Source organism: Leisingera sp. NJS201, assembly GCF_004535885.1.
In the GTDB taxonomy this organism is placed as follows: Bacteria; Pseudomonadota; Alphaproteobacteria; order Rhodobacterales; family Rhodobacteraceae; genus Leisingera.
Genome location: NZ_CP038234.1, coordinates 1,355,684 through 1,374,407 on the forward strand (window position 1 = coordinate 1,355,684; position 18,724 = coordinate 1,374,407).

Annotated in this window: 14 protein-coding genes and 3 pseudogenes; 5 read left to right on the forward strand and 12 right to left on the reverse strand. The window is 62.2% G+C overall.

What is annotated here, in order from left to right; translation table 11 throughout:
* Positions 1–96: 96 nt before the first annotated feature.
* Positions 97–1,800: a peptide ABC transporter substrate-binding protein gene (locus ETW23_RS06670; protein WP_134829521.1), complete on the reverse strand. Its 1,704-nt coding sequence runs from the start codon at positions 1,798–1,800 to the stop codon at positions 97–99.
* 342 nt (positions 1,801–2,142) lie between these two features.
* On the opposite strand from ETW23_RS06670, the pseudogene ETW23_RS06675 reads away from it, so the two are divergent.
* From ETW23_RS06675 to ETW23_RS06690, 4 genes and pseudogenes are all read left to right on the forward strand, one after another.
* Positions 2,143–3,962 (forward strand): annotated as a pseudogene (locus ETW23_RS06675) (ABC transporter ATP-binding protein).
* Between the two features lie 2 nt (positions 3,963–3,964).
* On the forward strand, positions 3,965–5,146 hold the full coding sequence (gene argE, locus ETW23_RS06680) for an acetylornithine deacetylase (protein WP_134829522.1): 1,182 nt from the start codon (positions 3,965–3,967) through the stop codon (positions 5,144–5,146).
* A gap of 183 nt (positions 5,147–5,329) precedes the next feature.
* Positions 5,330–6,496 (forward strand): M20 aminoacylase family protein, encoded by a 1,167-nt coding sequence (locus ETW23_RS06685; protein WP_134829523.1) that lies wholly within the window; start codon positions 5,330–5,332, stop codon positions 6,494–6,496.
* A gap of 34 nt (positions 6,497–6,530) precedes the next feature.
* Entirely contained in the window at positions 6,531–7,694 is a 1,164-nt protein-coding gene (locus ETW23_RS06690; protein ID WP_129371424.1) for a M20 aminoacylase family protein, read from the forward strand.
* A gap of 267 nt (positions 7,695–7,961) precedes the next feature.
* Here the strand turns inward: ETW23_RS06690 and ETW23_RS06695 are convergent.
* The 6 genes and pseudogenes from ETW23_RS06695 to moaA form a co-directional block, all read right to left on the reverse strand.
* Positions 7,962–8,680 (reverse strand): annotated as a pseudogene (locus ETW23_RS06695) (IS5 family transposase); the annotation flags it as partial.
* Between the two features lie 41 nt (positions 8,681–8,721).
* Positions 8,722–9,851, reverse strand: a protein-coding gene (locus ETW23_RS06700; RefSeq protein WP_134828802.1) for an IS3 family transposase whose coding sequence is annotated in 2 segments (ribosomal slippage) — positions 8,722–9,617 and positions 9,617–9,851 — 1,131 coding nt in all. Because the reading frame shifts where the segments join, the coding sequence is not laid out codon by codon here.
* 138 nt (positions 9,852–9,989) lie between these two features.
* A pseudogene (locus ETW23_RS06705) lies at positions 9,990–10,205 on the reverse strand (transposase); the annotation flags it as partial.
* Positions 10,206–10,282: 77 nt separating this feature from the next.
* On the reverse strand, positions 10,283–11,341 hold the full coding sequence (locus ETW23_RS06710; protein ID WP_134829524.1) for a glycosyltransferase family 4 protein: 1,059 nt from the start codon (positions 11,339–11,341) through the stop codon (positions 10,283–10,285).
* The gene (locus ETW23_RS06715) at positions 11,328–12,650 is read right to left on the reverse strand and encodes a 3-deoxy-D-manno-octulosonic acid transferase (protein ID WP_134829525.1); all 1,323 of its coding nucleotides are present in this window, start codon (positions 12,648–12,650) and stop codon (positions 11,328–11,330) included. Before ETW23_RS06715 ends, ETW23_RS06710 begins: the two co-directional genes overlap by 14 nt.
* A gap of 2 nt (positions 12,651–12,652) precedes the next feature.
* Positions 12,653–13,663 (reverse strand): GTP 3',8-cyclase MoaA, encoded by a 1,011-nt coding sequence (moaA, locus tag ETW23_RS06720; RefSeq protein WP_134829526.1) that lies wholly within the window; start codon positions 13,661–13,663, stop codon positions 12,653–12,655.
* A 91-nt stretch (positions 13,664–13,754) separates the two neighbouring features.
* Here moaA and ETW23_RS06725 point away from each other — a divergent pair, with 91 nt between their 5' ends.
* A complete protein-coding gene (locus tag ETW23_RS06725; RefSeq protein WP_129371418.1) occupies positions 13,755–14,195 on the forward strand; it encodes a hypothetical protein in 441 nt (146 codons plus the stop codon).
* 86 nt (positions 14,196–14,281) lie between these two features.
* Here the strand turns inward: ETW23_RS06725 and ETW23_RS06730 are convergent, their stop codons facing one another.
* The 5 genes from ETW23_RS06730 to glmU are packed head-to-tail and all read right to left on the reverse strand — an operon-like array spanning position 14,282 to position 18,693.
* Positions 14,282–14,965, reverse strand: a complete 684-nt coding sequence (locus tag ETW23_RS06730; RefSeq protein ID WP_134829527.1) for a DNA alkylation repair protein — start codon at positions 14,963–14,965, stop codon at positions 14,282–14,284.
* Positions 14,952–15,149 carry a hypothetical protein gene (locus tag ETW23_RS26720; RefSeq protein ID WP_368075877.1) on the reverse strand — a complete coding sequence of 66 codons (198 nt, stop codon included), beginning with the start codon at positions 15,147–15,149 and terminating at the stop codon, positions 14,952–14,954. The genes ETW23_RS06730 and ETW23_RS26720 overlap by 14 nt, the downstream gene beginning before the upstream one ends.
* Positions 15,146–15,511, reverse strand: a complete 366-nt coding sequence (locus ETW23_RS06735) for a pyridoxamine 5'-phosphate oxidase family protein (RefSeq protein ID WP_368075878.1) — start codon at positions 15,509–15,511, stop codon at positions 15,146–15,148. Before ETW23_RS06735 ends, ETW23_RS26720 begins: the two co-directional genes overlap by 4 nt.
* A 6-nt stretch (positions 15,512–15,517) precedes the next feature.
* Entirely contained in the window at positions 15,518–17,338 is a 1,821-nt protein-coding gene (glmS, locus tag ETW23_RS06740) for a glutamine--fructose-6-phosphate transaminase (isomerizing) (RefSeq protein ID WP_134829528.1), read from the reverse strand.
* On the reverse strand, positions 17,338–18,693 hold the full coding sequence (gene glmU / locus ETW23_RS06745) for a bifunctional UDP-N-acetylglucosamine diphosphorylase/glucosamine-1-phosphate N-acetyltransferase GlmU (protein WP_134829529.1): 1,356 nt from the start codon (positions 18,691–18,693) through the stop codon (positions 17,338–17,340). The genes glmS and glmU overlap by 1 nt, the downstream gene beginning before the upstream one ends.
* Between the last annotated feature and the right edge of the window lie 31 nt (positions 18,694–18,724).

Here is an 18,724-nt window from a genome sequence, read left to right on the forward strand (position 1 = left end):
GCCCCGCGTCCAGGCCATGCGGGGGGCTGCGGCGCTGCCCTTCCGGATGGCAAGGGGCCCCGGCATGTGCCGGGGCCCCGGAAAAGCAAGCCGGGCTTACTTGATGCGGTACCAGTCAGCTGCGTTCCACAGCTCGCTGTCCCAGACGTTCAGGTTCACACCGCCCAGGGTATTGGAATGCGCCGACAAGCGGCCGCGGTGCACCAGCGGGATCATGCCGCCGTTTTCAACCATGATGTCATTCAGGCGGCGGCCGATCTCGGCACGCGCTTCCAGACCGGCTGTCTTGCTCAGCTCGGCGTGCAGCTGGTCGAACTCCTCGTTGCAGAAGCGCGAGATGTTCTGGCCCTGCCACTGCGTGTCCGGACGCGGAGCCTGATCGCACAGACCGTTGCCCAGGTAGGCCTGCGGATCGGTGCCGTCAAAGTTGTTGGCGTACATTTCGACGTCGGCATAGAACTTCTGGAAAGTGTCGGGCGAACCCGGGTCGCCGCCGAAGAACACCGAAGCGTTGATGTTGCGCAGCTCGGATTCGATGCCGATCTGGCTCCACCATTCCTTGATCAGCGCCTGGAAGTCCTGACGCACAGCGTTGGTCGAGGTCTGATACAGGATTTTCATTGGCTTGCCGTCAGGGGTTTCCCGCACGCCGTCGCCATTGGTGTCCTTGTAGCCGGCTTCCTCCAGCATCGCCTTGGCGCCTTCGATGTCCTGGGTGGAGCAGTCAAAGGTGTCGGAGGCAAAGGCCGCAGGTGCGGGCACCCAGTTGCAGCTGACTGCGCCTGCTTTGCCATAGCCGATTTCCACCAGCAGCGGACGGTCGATGGCCATCGACATCGCCTTATAGACAGCCGGGTCCTTCAGGAACGGATGCGGATGCTTGGCAGTCGCGCGCTCGCCCTCGGGCAGGCTTGATGACGGATCGGTCTGGTTCAGCATGATGCGCTCCACCAGCGAACCGAAGCCCGCAACCGGTGTGCCTTTACCGCCCGCTTCCATCTGGGCGATCACTTCCGGCGCCAGTTGCAGGTTCCAGGCATAGTCGAACTCGCCGGTTTCCATTACCGCACGGCCTGCCGCAGTGGCGTCACCGCCGCCTTTGAACAGAACCTTGGCAAAGGCCGGCTTGGCCGGGTCGCGGTAGTTCTGGTTGGCCGACATGGTGATCACGTCGTTCGGCTTGAACTCATCGACCACAAACGGGCCGGTGCCGATCGGGCCAAAGTTGGCATCGGTGCATTCCGGCGCCCGGGCACCGGTGCAGTTTTCAAACTGCGCCTTTTGCAGGATCGGGCCTTCGCCGCCCACAAACGGGCCGTAGGGGAAGGGGGTCGGCTTGTAGAAGGTGACCTTGACGGTCAGATCATCCAGCGCTTCGACATTGGTGACACCTTCATATTTGGTCAGCTGGGCGCAGCCGCCCTCAGGATGCATGCAGTAGTCTGCGGTGAACTTGACGTCATGCGCAGTGACACCGCTGCCATCGGACCACTTCATACCGGGCGCGATTTTCCAGGTTACAGAGGTCAGATCCTCGCTGACCCCGCCATTGTCCACAGTTGGAATTTCTGCGGCCAGATAGGGCACCATGTTGCCCTGCGGGTCGTAGCGCGCCAGCGGTTCAATCACCAGCGACGAGGACTGGATGTCCTTGGTGCCGCTTGACAGATACGGGTTCAGGATCGATGGCGCCTGCCAATAAATGATGTTGACCTGGCCGTCTGACCCGCGTTCGGCAAAGGCCGCCGGCGCGAGGGAGGCAGTGGCAACAGCCCCCATCAATAGGGATTTGAGTTTCATCACACTCTCCTTGTCGGACACGTTTCGTGTCTTTTTTGTTGGCCGGACTCTTTGGCCCGGACGATTGCCGCATCACTGCGGAAATGTAGCATTCGCGCCTGCAGGCAGCCAAAAAACGAAGAAACTAAGCAGTCTTAACATTTTGCCGGGCAGACCGGCGCGGGGCGCATTGCAGGCAGCCACTGGTGGTATCGAAGACCAGTTCACCGGAAATTGCAAATTCCAATTTCGATCACCCTATGCATTATTTGCATGAGCATTTTTGTGCAAAGTAGAGTTTACTCTGAAAGCTGAGGCCTCCGTTCCCGGCAGGCTTGGCAATAATAAGGCAGGGGAGCCGTCATGCTGGACAACACCATTGCGTCCATAAGAAATCTGCGGGTGGAGTTTCAGACTAAGGACGGCCCTGTCACCGGCGTTGAAGATGTCTCCTTTGATGTCAGCCCGGGCGAAACCGTTTGCATCGTGGGCGAATCCGGGTCGGGCAAATCGGTCTCTTCGCTGTCGCTGATGCGGCTGGTGGAGTTCGGCGGTGGAGAGATCGCGGGCGGCGAGCTGCTGTTCAACCGGCGTGAGGGCGGCGAGACCAATCTGGCCAGCACCGAACAGGAGATGATGAAGCAGATCCGAGGCAACGAGATCGGCATGATCTTCCAGGAGCCGATGACCGCGCTGAACCCAGTGTTCACGGTGGGCCGCCAGCTGACCGAGGGTCTGCGCATCCACAAGAACATGTCCAAGTCCCAGGCCGAGGAACGCGCGCTGGAACTGCTGAGCCAGGTCCGCATCCCCGAGCCGGAGCGGCGCCTGAAACAATACCCGCATGAATTGTCCGGCGGCATGCGTCAGCGGGTGGTGATTGCCATGGCCATGGCCTGCGAGCCGCGGCTTTTGATCGCCGACGAACCCACAACCGCGCTGGATGTGACTATCCAGGCCGAGATCCTGGCGCTGATGGACCGCTTGAAGCGCGAGACGGGAACGGCGGTGATGTTCATCACCCACGACATGGCCGTTGTGGCGCAGATGGCCGACCGCGTTGTCGTCATGTTCCGCGGCAACAAGGTTGAGGAAGGCTCTGTCGAGGAGATTTTTGAGAACCCCAAGCACGACTACACCAAGGCGCTGCTGGCCGCAGTTCCAAAACTCGGCGAGATGCGCGGCAAGAAATACCCCGAGCCGATGAAGCTGCTGGGGTCGAAGGCCAGAAGATCGAACCGATCAAGGGCACGGAGGAGGTGCTGCTGGACGTGCAGAACCTGACAACCCGTTTCCCGGTCAAAGGCGGGCTGTTTCGCCGCACGATTTCTAATGTCCACGCAGTAGAAGATGTCTCTTTCAAGGTGTTCAAGGGCCAGACTCTGTCGCTGGTGGGCGAATCCGGCTGCGGCAAATCCTCGGCCGGCCGCTCGATCCTGCGGCTGGTGGAACCTGATTCAGGCAAAGTGGAGTTTGAGGGCCGCGATGTGCTGGGTTTCAACGCCTCCCAGATGCACAAGGCGCGCCAGGACATGCAGATGATCTTTCAGGATCCCTTTGCGTCCCTGAATCCACAAATGCAGCTGGTGGATCAGGTGGCGGAACCCTTGCGCAACTATGGGATGGCCTCCGGCTCGGAACTGCATGACCGGGTCGCTGGCCTGTTCGACCGGGTGCATTTGCCGCGCAGCTTCATGCGCCGCTACCCGCACGAGATGTCCGGCGGTCAGCGCCAGCGGATCGCCATCGCCCGCGCGCTGGCCCTGAACCCCAAGCTGATCGTCGCGGACGAGGCTGTCTCGGCGCTGGATGTGTCGGTGCAGGCGCAGGTGCTGAACCTGATGATGGAGCTGCAGGCGGAACTGGGCCTGTCGTTCCTGTTCATCAGCCACGACATGGCAGTGGTAGAACGCGTCAGCCATCAGGTCGGCGTCATGTATCTGGGCCGCATCGTTGAGCTCGGTCCGCGCGAACGTGTGTTTGAAAACCCGCTGCACGCCTACACCCAGGCGCTGATGAAAGCGGTCCCGATCGCTGATCCGCGCCAGCGCAAGTCCGAGAAAGAGCTGAACTTCAAACCGATCCCCTCGCCGATCCACGAAGTGGGGTATGAGCCGGAACCGTCGGAGTACCTGGAGCTGGAACCCGGCCATTTCGTGCTGACCACAGACAGCGGCTACTGATCATGGCCGCCAGATTGACGCCTTTGGAGATCATGCAAGCGCTGGTCTCCTTCCCGACCGTGAGCCGGGACACCAACCTGCCGCTAGTGGATTGGGTGCAGGAATACCTGTCCTCGCACGGTATCGAAAGCCACCGTTGGGTGGATCCGCAGCAATCGCACAAGGCCGCCGTCTTTGCCCATGTTGGTCCTTGGGAGGAGGGTGCCTTGGTGCTCTCGGGCCACACCGATGTGGTGCCTGTGGACGGCCAGCCCTGGGACACGGATCCTTTCACCGTGGTCGAGAAAGACGGCAAGTACTTCGGCCGCGGCACCTGCGATATGAAGGGCTTTGATGCGCTGGCGATCTGGGCGCTGGTGGAGGCGCAGACCCAAGGCGTTAAGCGCCCGCTGCAACTGGCACTGAGTTTCGACGAAGAGATCGGCTGCACCGGCGCTCCGCCTATGATCGCCGCGATGCAGCCTGTTCTGCCCAAGGGGTCGGCGGTGATTGTCGGCGAACCGTCGATGATGCAGGCCGTCACCGACCACAAGGGCGGCACCGGCTATGACACTCATTTGGTCGGGTTTGAAGTGCATTCGTCGCTGATGCACACCGGTGTCAGCGCCATTATGCAGGGCGCCCGGCTGATCGACTGGGCCAACGAACAGAACGCCGCGAACATGGCCAAGGAGCCGGGCGAGGTGCAGGCGATGTTCTCCCCACCTTGGACGACCTGCCACGTCGGCATGATCGAGGGCGGCACCGCCCACAACATCACCGCCAAGGACTGCCGGTTCATGATGGATTTCCGGGTGGTGCCGGGGGAGAGCGCCAGTGATTGGGAAGCCGCCTATCTCGCCAAGGTGCGCGAAATAGAAGCGGAGATGCAGATGATCCACCCGGACGCCCGCATTGACGTGTCCAAGCATTTCGACGTGCCCGGACTGGTTCCGGAACAAAACGGCGAGGCAGAGGCGCTGGTGCGCCGGGTGACCGGCGACAACGGCTCCCATGTGGTCAGCTACGGCACCGAGGCGGGTCAGTTCCAGCAGGCGGGCTACTCTGCGGTGATCTGCGGCCCCGGCGATATCGCGCAGGCGCATCAGCCCAACGAATTTATCACAATCGCCCAATTCAACGCGGGTCACGACTTCATGCGCAAGCTGGTGGAGAAGCTGAGCGGGAACTTTCCGCTGCCTTGAATCCGGGCGTTTCATGCTCAGATTGGTGCTGAAGGTGTACAGATGCCGCACAGGGTGAGCACGGATGCCACCTCCGCCCTGGCGGGTTCCGCCGCGTCCCGGCGGGACCGGATACTTGCGAAGCTAAGTTTTTTCGCGGACAGTCTGCCGCAACGGAACCTGAAACAAAAAGGGGAGGGGAATATGCCGGCCAAGAACCGTTTTGCCGAGATGCACCAGGAGATCACCGCTTGGCGCCATCACCTGCACGAGAACCCCGAACTGATGTACGAGGTGCACGAGACTGCCGCCTTTGTGGTGGAGCGGCTCAAGGAGTTCGGCGTCACCGATATCACCACCGGCGTGGGTAAGACCGGGGTGGTGGCGGTGATCGAGGGCAGGACCAATACGTCGGGCCGCGCTATCGGCCTGCGCGCTGATATGGACGCGCTGCCAATCCCTGAAGCCTCGGGGGTGGACTATGCCTCCAAGACGCCCGGCGTGATGCACGCCTGCGGCCATGACGGCCACACCTCGATCCTGCTGGGGGCGGCTAAGTATCTTGCAGAGACACGGAATTTTGACGGCAAGGCAGTTCTGATATTTCAGCCCGCAGAAGAAGGCGGCGCAGGCGGCAAGGCGATGTGCGACGACGGGCTGATGGACCGCTGGGGCATCCAGGAGGTCTATGGCCTGCACAATATGCCCGGCCTGCCAGTGGGTGAATTTGCCATCCGCCCCGGCCCGCTGATGGCGTCTTCGGATGAATTTGTCATCACCGTCACCGGCAAGGGCGGCCATGCCGCCGCCCCGCATGAGGCGATTGATACGACGCTTGCGGCCTCGCAGATCGTGGTCTCGCTGCATTCGATCGTCTCGCGCAACGTCGACCCGGTAAAGCGGGTGGTGCTGACCGTCGGCACGTTTGAGACCGACAGCACGGCTTCGAACGTGATTGCCCATACCGCCAAGCTGCAAGGCACCGTCCGAACCCTGGATCCGGAGTACCGCACCCAGGCCGGGGATTGGGTGCGCCGGGTTGCCGAAAGCACGGCAGTGGCATTTGGCGCCAAGGCTGAGGTCGAGTGGGTTCCAGGCTACCCCGTTACAATCAATGATGAAAACGGCACCGTCCATGCGGTGGAGGCAGCGCAGGCGGTCTCTGGCAAAGTCGATGCCGAGACCCCGCCGATTATGCCATCCGAGGATTTCTCATATATGCTGGAGCAGCGCCCCGGTGCCTATATCTTCCTCGGCAACGGCGACACCCAGATGTGCCACCACCCGGCCTATGTCTTTGACGACGAGGCGATCCCGCTGGGATGCAGCTGGTTTGCCGAGCTGGTGGAACGAAGAATGCCTGCGGCCTGAGGCTGCGGGGAAAAGACAACCAAAGGAGCGAGAAATGCCGGTCAAGAACCGCTTTGCCGAACTGCAGGATGAAATCACCGCCTGGCGCCGTGACATCCACGAAAACCCGGAAATCCTGTTCGAAACCCACCGTACCAGCGCGCTGGTCGCGGAAAAACTGCAGGAATTCGGTTGCGACGAGGTGGTGACCGGCATCGGCCGCACCGGCGTGGTGGGCGTGATCAAGGGCAAGGCGGACACATCGGGCAAGGTCATCGGATTGCGCGCCGATATGGACGCGCTGCCGATCCACGAGCAGACCGGGCTGGAGTATGCCTCCAAGACCCCCGGTGCGATGCATGCCTGCGGCCACGACGGCCACACCGCGATGCTGCTGGGCGCGGCTAAGTACCTTTCCGAGACACGGAATTTCGACGGCACCGTGGTGGTGATCTTCCAGCCCGCCGAAGAAGGCGGCGGCGGTGCCAAGGTGATGTGCGATGACGGGCTGATGGACCGCTGGAACATCCAGGAAGTCTACGGTCTGCACAATTGGCCGGGCCAGCCGCTGGGCTCCTTCGCCATCCGCCCCGGTTCGTTCTTTGCCGCCACCGACCAGTTCGACGTCACTTTCGAAGGCCGCGGCGGCCATGCTGCCAAGCCGCATGAAACCGTGGATACCACCGTTCTGGCAGCCCAGGCCGTGCTGGCGCTGCAGACCATTGCCTCGCGCAACGCCGACCCGGTGCATCAGATTGTGGTCTCGGTGACCTCGTTTGAGACGTCCTCGAAGGCGTTCAACGTGATCCCGCAAAAGGTGCAGATCAAGGGCACCGTGCGCACAATGTCGGGGGAGATGCGCGACCTGGCCGAGAAGCGGATCAACGAGGTCTGCACGGGTATCGCGGCGACCTTTGGCGGCACCGCAGATGTCACCTATCATCGCGGTTACCCGGTGATGGCGAACCACGGCGCGCAGACTGAGTTCGCCGCCAAGGTGGCCGCCAGTGTTTCCGGTTCCTGCGAAGACGCGCCGCTGGTGATGGGCGGCGAGGATTTCGCCTTCATGCTGGAAGAGCGCCCGGGCGCTTATATTCTGATGGGCAACGGCGATACTGCGATGGTGCATCATCCGGAGTATAACTTCAACGATGACGCGATCCCTGCAGGCTGCAGCTGGTGGGCGGAGATCGTCGAGCAGCGGATGCCGGCTGCTTAGCCATATGCGGTGAGGGGGCTGTTTGCCCCCTCACGAGCCTGCGGTTCAATTCACTTGCCGAGGCAAGGGCCCAGCTCGCGGCTTATCTCCGCGGTCGAAGCTTGCGATCGCTGTATTGCTTCTCGGTCTGTCCGTCGTCAGAGTTTTTGGGTCCAAAGGCGGCCTTAACTAAGCGCGATTCCGGCTCATCTGGCCGGTTTGATTATGCTGCGCGGCTCTGTTGCGCAAATCGGAGCGTGAGCGTATTTTCCCTTTCCCCAGATGGACTTATCCTACGGGCACAGTGACGGGTAAGCCAAGAGCGGTGTAGCGGTTGAGCACCGCAATCCGGATTTGGAGCTCGGCTACCTGCCGTTCAAAGTCCCTCGCCATGAGGCCCTGGCCGAGTAGTTTGACGCAGTGCATCTTTGTCACTGCGCGGCTGCGGCGGTGATAGCCGGTCAACTTTCGCCAGAGTGCCCGTCCAAGATACTTGCAGGCTCTCACGGCTTCGTTTCGCGCGATAGCTCCCGCCGTGGTTGGCTTCCAAAGTTGGGCATTCTTGCGCGGCGGGAGCGAGCCATTGATGCGCCATTGGTTCGAGCACAATGGCGAGCGGCTGCGGCTCCCCGAGCGGCAATCACATTGTGGCACCTGCGAGTGTCATAAGCCCCGTCAGCGGTGACGCTGGCAATCTCCTGGCCGGGCGGGATTTGTTCCAGCAAGTCAGGTAAAATGGGTGCGTCGCCGACGTTGCTTGTCGTTACACCGACCGCCCGGATTTCCAGTGTTTCCTCATCCATCCCGAGGTGTAGCTTGCACCAAAGGCGCTTTTTGCTACCGCCATGCTTGCGAGCGTTCCACTCGCCCTCACCTTCGGCCTTAATCCCTGTCGCATCAATCAGCAGATGCAGCGGCCCCTTTCCGCCACGGTAGGGGATGGCGACTTGCAACGTCTTTCGGCGACGGCAAAGAGTGCTGAAATCCGGAACCTTCCAGTCGAGCCCTGCTGGACCTGCACCGTTTTCGTTCCGGTGTGTAGCTCATGTTAGGCGGCGATCTTTTCGAAAGCCACGGGTGATTTCCAGCCGATGGCCGAATGCCGTCGGCGTGGGTTGTAGAAGCCGTTGATGTATTCGAAGACGGCCAGTTCGACCTCTCTGCGGGTCTGCCAGGTCCGGCGCCAGATTAATTCGGCCTTCAGCGACTTGAAGAAGCTCTCGACGGCCGAATTATCATAGCAATTTCCCTTTCCGCTCATCGACGGCACCAAGTCGTGCTTGCGCAGACGCTTTTGATACTCGTGGGCACAGTATTGGGCGCCGCGATCAGTGTGGTGGATGCAGCCCGGGGGCGGCTTTCGTAGGGCAATCGCCATGTCCAAAGCGCGCAAGGCCAGATCCTGTTTCATGCGGTTGCTCAGGGCCCAGCCGATCACCCGTCGCGAATAGAGGTCGATGATCACAGCAAGATAGGCCCATCCCTCGCGGGTCCAAATATAAGTGATGTCTCCCGCCCACTTCTGGTTCGGGGCGCTTGCGGTGAAATCCTGACGCAACAGGTTGGGCGCGATATTGAAGGTGTGATTGCTGTCGGTCGTGCGCTTGAACTTGCGGCTGCGCAGCACCTGGATGCCGTTATCACGCATGATCCGCGCCACACGGCGTTGCCCGACATGGATGCCCAGTTCATTGAGTTCCTGCGTCATGCGCGGACGACCGTAGCTGCCCAGGCTCAAGCGATGCTGCTCTCGAATATGCGCCAAGAGCACCATATCCCGACGTTGGCGGCGTGACGGCGGCCTGTGCCGCCAGGCCCGAAGACCACGATCCGTCACCTGCATCAGGCGACACAAATGGCTGCGTGGCAAATCCCCGCGGTAATCCGCAATGAACTGAAATCTCATTGCTTTTGACCCGCGAAGAAGATTGCCGCCTTTTTTAACACCTCCCTCTCCTCCCGAAGAATGCGGTTTTCTTTGCGTAGGCGTTCGTTCTCGCGCCGAAGCTCAGAATCCTGGGTCGCGGTAGAAGGATCGTCCGAGAACTGACGTATCCATTTGCCCAAGGTCGAAAGGCCGACCCCCAGATCCGACGCGACTTGGCGACGCGTCAGCCCGCTGCTTGTCGCGATCCGAACCGCTTCGCGTTTGAAATCGTCACTGTGTTTGGGTGCCATTTCCGGTCTCCTCTATGGCGAGCATTGCTCGCAGAAAACCGGAACAAAAGTGAAGCAGGTCCATGCCAGATGTAGCAGGCTTTCAACGAAGCCGCCTCGCCATGGTCTCTCGGACCAGTGGTGTTCCCATGGCTCGATCTGACGAAGTGGCATCCCGAACAGCACCTTAATCGTCAAACAAACCTGGATCGAGGCGTCGCTGAACTCAGGCTGACGACCACGCTTGCCGGTCGGAGGTGCATGCCAAGGCATCCCAGGATCAAACCAGATAGATAGCGAACCGCGCTGCTTTAGCGCTGTGTTGTACGAAGGCCAGTTCCTGGTCGTGTACTTCGTAGGGGGCCAACTGCTCATGCTCGCCAGCTATCACGCTGGTTTCATAAGATGAATCCCCTACGGATTTGTGCAACAAAGCCGGATAAAGGAAGAAGCTAATGCTCCAGCATCTCGCGGTAGATCGCGACCAGCGTACCGGCCTCCTTTTCCAACGCGAAATTGGTAATCGCGTGCTTGCGTGCTGCCTCTGACCAAGCGTCCAGTCGCCCTTCGGTGGATAACACCTCATTGATCGCCTCCACCATCTGCCGGGTCTCGCCTGCGTCGATCAAGAGGCCGGTTTCACCCGGGGCGATCAGCTCTTCAAAGGCGCCAACGCGGGTGGCAACCGCAGGCACCCCGCAAGACATGGCTTCCAAAGGGGTCAGGCCAAACCCCTCCCAGCGTTGCGGTGCCACATAGAGATCCAGCGCCTGATACCAGCGGGAAACCTCCCAGACCGGCACCTCAGGCGGGAACAGCAGGCGGCCGGACAGGCCTGCGGCCTCCACCTTGGCGCGCAGCTCTTTTTCAAACGCCACATGCTTTTCGGTGGCGCGGCCCATGACCAGGCCCACCGCTTGGGGATGCGCTTTCAGCACCTCCAGCATGGCATCGACAAAGACGTCTGTGCCTTTTTGCGCCCGGATGCGGCCGTAGCAACCGATCAGGATTGCATCCTGAGGCAGGCCCAGTTCACGCCGCAACGCGGCTTTGTCAGCGGGCGGGGAAAATTCTTCGGTATTGATCCCGTGATGCACCACCTGCACCGGGTTCTGCAGATAGGCGGCACCTTTGGCCGAGGTTGCAATCACCCGGTCCATGTTGGAAATCAGCCATTTGGTGTAACCGGAGTGATGGCGCTGGGAAGCCGAGGTGAACAACAGTTTCAGCCGCTTGCCCAGCAGGTATTTCAACGCCAGCCCGCCGAGCATTTCGACATTGCGCCGGGCGTGCCAGACGCGGGCGCCGGCGGGGCCGTTGCGTTTCATGAACAAGAGCTGCGGCACCGATAGATGCGGCATGCCGCCGGGCAGGCCGCTGCCGGCGGTGGCAATGGCGATCTGCTGGCGCTGCAGCGGCACCAGCCGCACGATGGTAGAGGTGACGCCGGACAGGCGGCGTTTGAAATTCGGCGCGATGACTTCGACCGTATTGGCGTCAGTTTGTGCCATCATGGCCTCCATCGCGGGGCAGAATCGCCAGCAAGGCGTCCACCGTCTTGTCCAATTGATCCGACTGGCGTGAGATGAATTGCCGGGCGGCATCACAAGCGGCCTGGAATGCCTGCGGCTGTTCCAGCCAGGTGGCAACCTGATCGGTCAACTCTGCCGCGGACCGCACCTCAGCGGCGGCGCCAAGCGCGGTCAGTTCGGCATAGGTTTCGGCGAAATTGTAATGTCCGGTGCCGGTGATCACAGTGGCGCCCGCCTGCATCGGCTCAAACGGGTTGTGGCCGCCTATTTCGCGGAGGGAGCCGCCCAGGAATACCAGCGGGCTGAGGGCATACCAGGTGCCGACCTCGCCCAAAGTGTCAGCCAGATAGACCTGGGTGGCCGTCCCGGGCATGACGCCCTTGCTGCGCCGCGCGCAGGACAGGCCTGCGCCCTTCACCAGAGCTTCTGCCGCATCGCCGCGTTCGGGGTGTCGGGGAGCGAGCAGCAGGCAAAGGTCCGGGTGCTTTTTCAGCAGCGTTTTATGTGCCTCCAGCACGGTCTCTTCCTCGCCCTCGTGGGTGGAGGACGCAATCCAGACGGGGCGTTCACCTATGTTTCTACGCAGCTTTTCAAGGCTGTCCCGGTCGACCGGCAACGGCGCTGAGACAGCCTTGAGGTTGCTGCCGGGACGGACGCGCTTGGGGTTGGCGCCCATCGCCTGCAGGTTTGATGCGGTCTTTGCATTTTGCGTCACCAGCAGGTCGAATTGCCCCAGGATGTAGCGCGCCGTTTCCGGGCGTTTCTTCCAGCCTTCCACAGACCGGTCCGACAGCCGCGCATTCAGCAGCACCAGCGGGCAGCCGCCCTTGCGCGCCCGCACAAGCATTTGCGGCCACAGCTCGCTTTCGACAAACACGCCCAGATCGGGGCGCCAGTGCGCCAGAAACCGGTCCACTGCCAAGGCTGTGTCCAGCGGCGGGAACTGATGGCGGCAGCGCGGCGGCATCCGTTTGGCAATCAGTTCGGCAGACGTTGGCGTGCCGGAAGTGATCAGAAATTCCGCGTCCGGCGCCTGTTCTCCCATGCGCTTGATGAGTGTGAGCACCGACAGGCTCTCGCCGACCGAGGCGGCATGGAACCATATCAGCTGCCCGGCGGGACGGGGCAGGGAGGCGTGGCCGAGGCGTTCGCGCACGCGCGCCTCCGGCAGGCCGTAATCACGCAGCTTGCCCGCCACCTTGCGCCAGGCAAAGGGCGCAATCAGGGCGCTGGCGCCGCAATAAAGGGAGTAAAGCAGCGTCGGCCGCACGGGCGAGTCACTGGACATGATCAGCCGCCGGTGTGGCTCATGTGGCGGGACATCTGGCCGCCGGCTTCCTGCCGGGAATAGTCAAAGTCATGCCCGCGGGGCTTGTCGCCGATGGCGGCGCGGATCGCGGCCTCCAAGACGCCGGTGCCTTCCTCGTTTGCGCGCAGGGGCGCACGCAGGTCGGCTTTGCCCTCCTGGCCCAGGCAGGTGTAAATTTCACCGGTGCAGGTCACCCGCACCCGGTTGCAGCTTTCGCAGAAGTTATGGGAAAGCGGGGTGATGAAGCCGATCTTCTGGCCGGTTTCCTCCAGCCGCACATATCGCGCCGGGCCGCCGGTGCGCTCAGCCAGATCGGTGACGGTATAGTGGTTTTCGTATTCCGCACGCACGTCCTTCAGCGACCAGTACTGGCCGATGCGCTCCATCGCGCCGATGTCTTCGCCCATCGGCATGACCTCAATCCAGGTGAGATCCAGGCCGCGTTCGGCACACCAGGCGGTGATCTTGGGCAGTTCCTCTTCGTTGAAGCCCTTGAGCGCCACGGCGTTGAGTTTGACCTTCAGGCCGGCCTTCTGCGCGGCGTCAATACCCTTCAGTACCTGCGGCAGGCGGCCCCAGCGGGTAACATCGGCGAATTTCTGTTCGTCCAGCGTGTCGAGCGAGATATTCACCCGGCGCACCCCGGCGGCATAAAGGTCATCGGCGTATTTCGCCAGCTGCGAGCCATTGGTGGTCAGCGTCAGCTCCTTAAGGGCGCCGGTGTCCAGATGGCGGCTCATCGACTGGAAGAAAGTCAGGATGCCGCGCCGGACCAGCGGCTCACCTCCGGTGATCCTGAGTTTTTCAACGCCGAGCCGGATGAAGGTGGAACACAGCCGGTCCAGCTCCTCCAGGGTCAGGAGATCCTTCTTGGGCAAAAAGGTCATATTCTCGGACATGCAATAGACGCAGCGGAAGTCGCAGCGGTCGGTGACCGAGACACGCAGATAAGTGATTGCGCGGGCGAAGGGATCAATAAGCGGAGCTGTCATGCCTCCTAGGTAAAGCGGGGCACCGCCCGCGGCAAGAGGGGGACGGCTTTTACCGCTGGCAAAGAGTTTCGCGCAAAGCTAGGGTCGCCTCATGCGTATGACAGTCATTTCCCTTGCTTCGATTTCCCTGCTGGCCGCCTGTAACGGGATCCAGCTGAATTCTTCTATCCTTGGCGGCCAGGGGGCACCGGCGGCAGCTGAGCTGCAGGACCCGGTGCTGCAGCCGGCCCCCGGCGTTGATGCGGCCGAGGCGGATCCGGCCTTGCCCGCCGCGCCGTCGTTCCGCGGCTCTGCAACCACGGTGGCCTCGCTGGGCGATCCGTCGCTGCCGGGATTGTGGATGGAAACACCGCTGGTGGCTGCTGAACAGCAGGCATTGGTGCGCACCAGCCGCAACACCCAGGTGGTGCTGACGCTGAAGCCAGCCCCGGGGGCCGAGTCCGGCGGCAGCCGCCTGTCGATCGGCGCCATGCGCGCATTAAGCCTGCCGCTGACGGAATTGGCCGAGGTACAGGTACTGCCCGCGGGTTGATCCTGCTTGAGAGCGGGGAAGCGCCCGCCCTCTTGGGGCGGGGGCGTGCGCTGCCCGGCTGGCGCCGGGCGGACGTTTTGGCTGGTCTAAACCTCTTTCAGGTATTTTGCCGCTTCCTTGCGGGCGAAGGCTTTCATGGCTGCCCTATGTTCGGCCAGAAACGCGCGGGTGCGCTCCGCGTCATGTTTGCTGAGGTCGCGCAGCCACCAAGCCACGGCTTTTTGCATGAACCAGTTGCGGTCCGGCACATAAGCCGCCGCCCAGCCGAGTATACGTTCGCGCTGTTCCTGGTCAGCAGGCTTCAAATTGTTCATCTTGGCCCAGGGCAGGGTGGCGACCAGAGCGGCGCGGCGGGACCACATGTGATCCGACTGCGTCCAGGCCTCGACCGTGTCCAAGCGTTCCGGTGCGGCTTGCAGGCGCTTTGAAATGGCCGAGCAGGCGTGATCGGCAATGGCCCAGCTGTCAAACCCGGGCACCCATGCCTGCAGCAGTTCCCAAACGGGCGCATCCTCTTTGATCCGCGCCTGGGTCAGCAGTTTGGCGGCAGCGATGCGGGCCTCAAAGATATCCGTCTCCCACAGGGCGCGTGCCAGGTTGACCCGTTCTTCGAGCGGCAGCGCCTGCCGCCAGGTCTTGGTCAGGTCATTGGTGGCCGGGTTGGGCACGCCGAGTATTTCGCGGGTTTGCTTGTGGTAGGCGGCCATCTGCGCGGCGCGGCCGGGTTCTGCCTGCGCTTTCAAACTGGCAAGAGCGTCATCCAGCGTCATCAGTATCTCCGAAAATGTTGGACGGCTGCCCGTCGATTGTGGTCATGTTGCGCTCTGCCCAGAATGTATGCAGTCCGTCCTGGCCCAACGGTTCGGTCACCCTGTCCAATGTGTCCCGTTCGCCGGCGTAATCGAGGAACGGCACCGCGTAGCCGCAGGACGTCTGAACCATTTCCACACTCATGTCATAGATCTGGCGCGGGCCTGGGTTGGCAGGGAACAGCGCGTTGAGCTCCGCAAATTCCGGGTCGCGGGATGCAGGGTGCGGGCCGAGCCATAGGCCCGCAGTATCAGAGGCCGCGTCGCGAAGCTGCACCACATCAGCGTCATCCGGTTCATCTGGCGCAAATGCCCCGCAGTCTCGTTGCCGCTGCCGGTGAGGTTGCGCCAAACGATCCGGTTCGGGTCCATCACCCGCAGGCTGTCCATGCCCTTGGGAGAGATGTTCACCCGGCCTTCCGCCGCAGCGGTTCCGGAAAAGAAGATATGCTGCGCAGCGATGAAACGCGCGTGATCCTCATTGATCCGGTTGAATTGCTTGGCCACCGGCTGCTACTCCACGGTAACGGATTTCGCCAGATTGCGCGGCTGGTCCACGTCGGTGCCCTTGGCCACCGCGGTGTGATAGGCCAGCAGCTGCGCCGGGATGGCATAGAGGATCGGGGTCAGCGCCTCCTTCACCCGGGGCATCCGGATGGCGCACCAGACGTCGTCTCCGGCCTCGTCAATGCCGTTCTGATCGGAGATCATCAGCACCTTGCCCTTGCGCGCCAGAACCTCCTGCATGTTGGAGACCGATTTGTCGAACAGCGAATCCTTGGGGGACAGCACCACCACCGGCATATGTTTGTCGATCAGTGCGATGGGGCCGTGCTTCAACTCGCCGCTCGCATAGGCTTCAGCGTGGATGTAGCTGATTTCCTTCAGCTTCAGCGCGCCTTCCAGTGCCAGCGGGAACATCAGGCCGCGGCCCAGGAATAGCACGTCGCGGGCTTCGCTGACCTTCTGCGCGGCTTGGCGGATTGCCTCGTTCTGCTCCAGCGCGGAGGACATCACATTGGGCAACCCGCGGATCGCGGTGGCATAATCCGCCATCTCCCCGGCGCTCAGATGGCCGCGGTCGCAGGCGGCTTTCAGTGCCAGCGCCAGCAGAACTGTCAGCTGGCAGGTAAAGGCCTTGGTGGACGCCACGCCGATTTCCGGCCCGGCATAGATCGGCAATGCCAGATCGCTTTCCCGCGCGATGGAGCTTTCGGGGACGTTCACCACTGACAGGATCTTGTCGGCCTTTTCCTGGCAATAGCGCAGCGCGGCCAGAGTGTCGGCGGTCTCGCCCGATTGGGAGACAAACAGCGCCAGTGTCTTGCCGGGGATCGGCGGCTCGCGGTAGCGGAACTCGGACGCTATATCGACCTCGACCGGCAGCCGGGCGATCTGTTCAAACCAGTATTTGGCGGTCACACAGGCGTAATAGGCGGTGCCGCAGGCCACCATGGTCAGACGTTCGACCTGCGAAAAGTCCACCTCGCCGGGCAGGCGCACGGCGTCTTCCTCAACCGGCAGATAGTGGCGGATTGCCTCAGCAATCACATGCGGCTGCTCGGCGATTTCCTTGGCCATGAAATGCTTGTGGCCGGCTTTGTCGACCTGGGCAGAATCGATCTGGATGGTCTTGGTCGCCCGGTTCACCAGGGCGCCGTCTGCATTGCGGATTTCTGCGCCTGCGCGGGTGACGACGGCGCGGTCGCCTTCCTCCAGATAGGTGATCCGGTCGGTGAGCGGCGCCAGGGCGATGGCATCGGAGCCCACGAACATCTCGCCATCGCCATGGCCGATTGCCAGCGGCGAGCCCTTGCGGGCAGCGATGATCAGGTCTTCCTCGCCATCAAACAGAAAGGCGAGCGCAAACGCGCCTTGCAGCTGGTCCAGCGTCTTGAAAGCGGCATCCACCGGCGCCAGCCCTTCCTGCAGGTAGCGTTCCGTCATCAGGGCGACGGTTTCGGTGTCGGTCTCTGTCCGGAACTCCATACCGCAATCCAGCAGCTCAGCCCGCAGCTCCTTGTAGTTCTCGATGATGCCATTGTGCACGACCGCGACGGCGCCCGCGCGGTGCGGGTGCGCATTGCTGACAGAAGGCGCGCCATGGGTAGCCCAGCGGGTGTGGCCGATGCCGGATTTGCCGGCCAGCGGTTCATGTACCAGAAGGTCGCTAAGGTTCACCAGCTTGCCAACCGCGCGGCGGCGGCGCAGGGCGCCCTTGTTCACGGTGGCAATGCCGGCACTGTCATAGCCGCGGTATTCCAGCCGCTTCAGCGCTTCGACCAGGATCGGGGCCGCTTCGTGATTACCCAGTACGCCGACAATTCCGCACATCACTTGGCTTCCTTCTGCAGGCGGGCTTTCTTGGCGCGCAGGATATCCATCAGCTTGCGTGCCCGGCCCGGCTTGTTGGTCTGTTCGGCGCGGGCAAGGGCCAGGGCGCCGTCTTCGACATTCTTTGTGATCACTGCACCGGTGGCGGTCATCGCCTCACTCCCGACCCGGACCGGTGCCACCAGCATGGTGTTCGATCCGATAAAGGCGCGGGCGCCGATTTCGGTGCGGTGCTTCATCACCCCGTCATAGTTGCAGGTAATTGTGCCTGCGCCAATATTGCTGGCTTCGCCAACCGAGGCATCGCCGATATAGCTGAGGTGATTGACCTTGGCGCCGGCGGCGATTTCGGCATTCTTGATCTCGACAAAGTTGCCAATGTGAGTGTCCTCGGCCAGTTCCGCACCGGGGCGCAAGCGGGCATAGGGACCGACTTTGGCGCCGCGGCTGACATGGCAGCCCTCCAGATGCGAAAACGCCCGGATCAATGCGCCGCTCTCCACCGTCACGCCGGGGCCGAAAACCACGTTGGGCTCGATCACCGTGTCGCGCCCGATGATGGTGTCAAAGGCGAGATAGACGGTTTCCGGCGCCATCAGGGTGACGCCGAGATCCAGCAGTTCGGCCCGTGCGCGGGCCTGAAACAGCGCATCCGCCTGAGCCAGTTCCGCGCGGGAGTTGACGCCCAGCGTCTGCGCCTCATCGCAGGACACAGCGGTCACTTTAAGGCCTTCGCGCCGGGCCAGCTCCACCAGGTCAGTCAGGTAATATTCGCCCGAGGCGTTTTCATTGCCGACCTTGCCGATCAGGTCGAACATGGTATTGGCGTCGCAGGCCATCAGCCCGGAATTGCAGAACGAAATGGCGCGTTCCGCGTCGCCGGCATCCTTGAATTCAACAATCCGCTCCAGACTGTCGCCATCCATCACCAGACGGCCATAGCGGCCCGGATCCGCAGCCTCGAACCCCAGTACCACCAGATCGGCGCGCTGGCGGGCCTCGACCATGCGCTCCAGCGTGTCCGCGCTGACAAACGGCGTGTCGCCATAAAGCACCACCACGTCGCCCTCGAACCCGTCCAGCGTCGCGCGGGCCTGATCCACAGCATGGGCGGTGCCCAGCTGGTCCTCCTGCAGCACAACTTCGGCGTCTTCGTCGATGGCGGCCACGGCCACGCGCACCGCCTCTGCCCCGTGGCCTGCGACGATGATGCTGCGCTCCGGCGCCAGCGCGCGGCCCGCGGCCATGGCATGCTCCAGCATCGGCGCCTGTGCAATCGGGTGCAGGACTTTGGGAAGGTCAGAGTTCATCCGGGTGCCTTTTCCGGCCGCCAGGATGACAAGGGCAATGCTCATAATCGCTTTTCTCTTTGTCTTTTTATCGCTC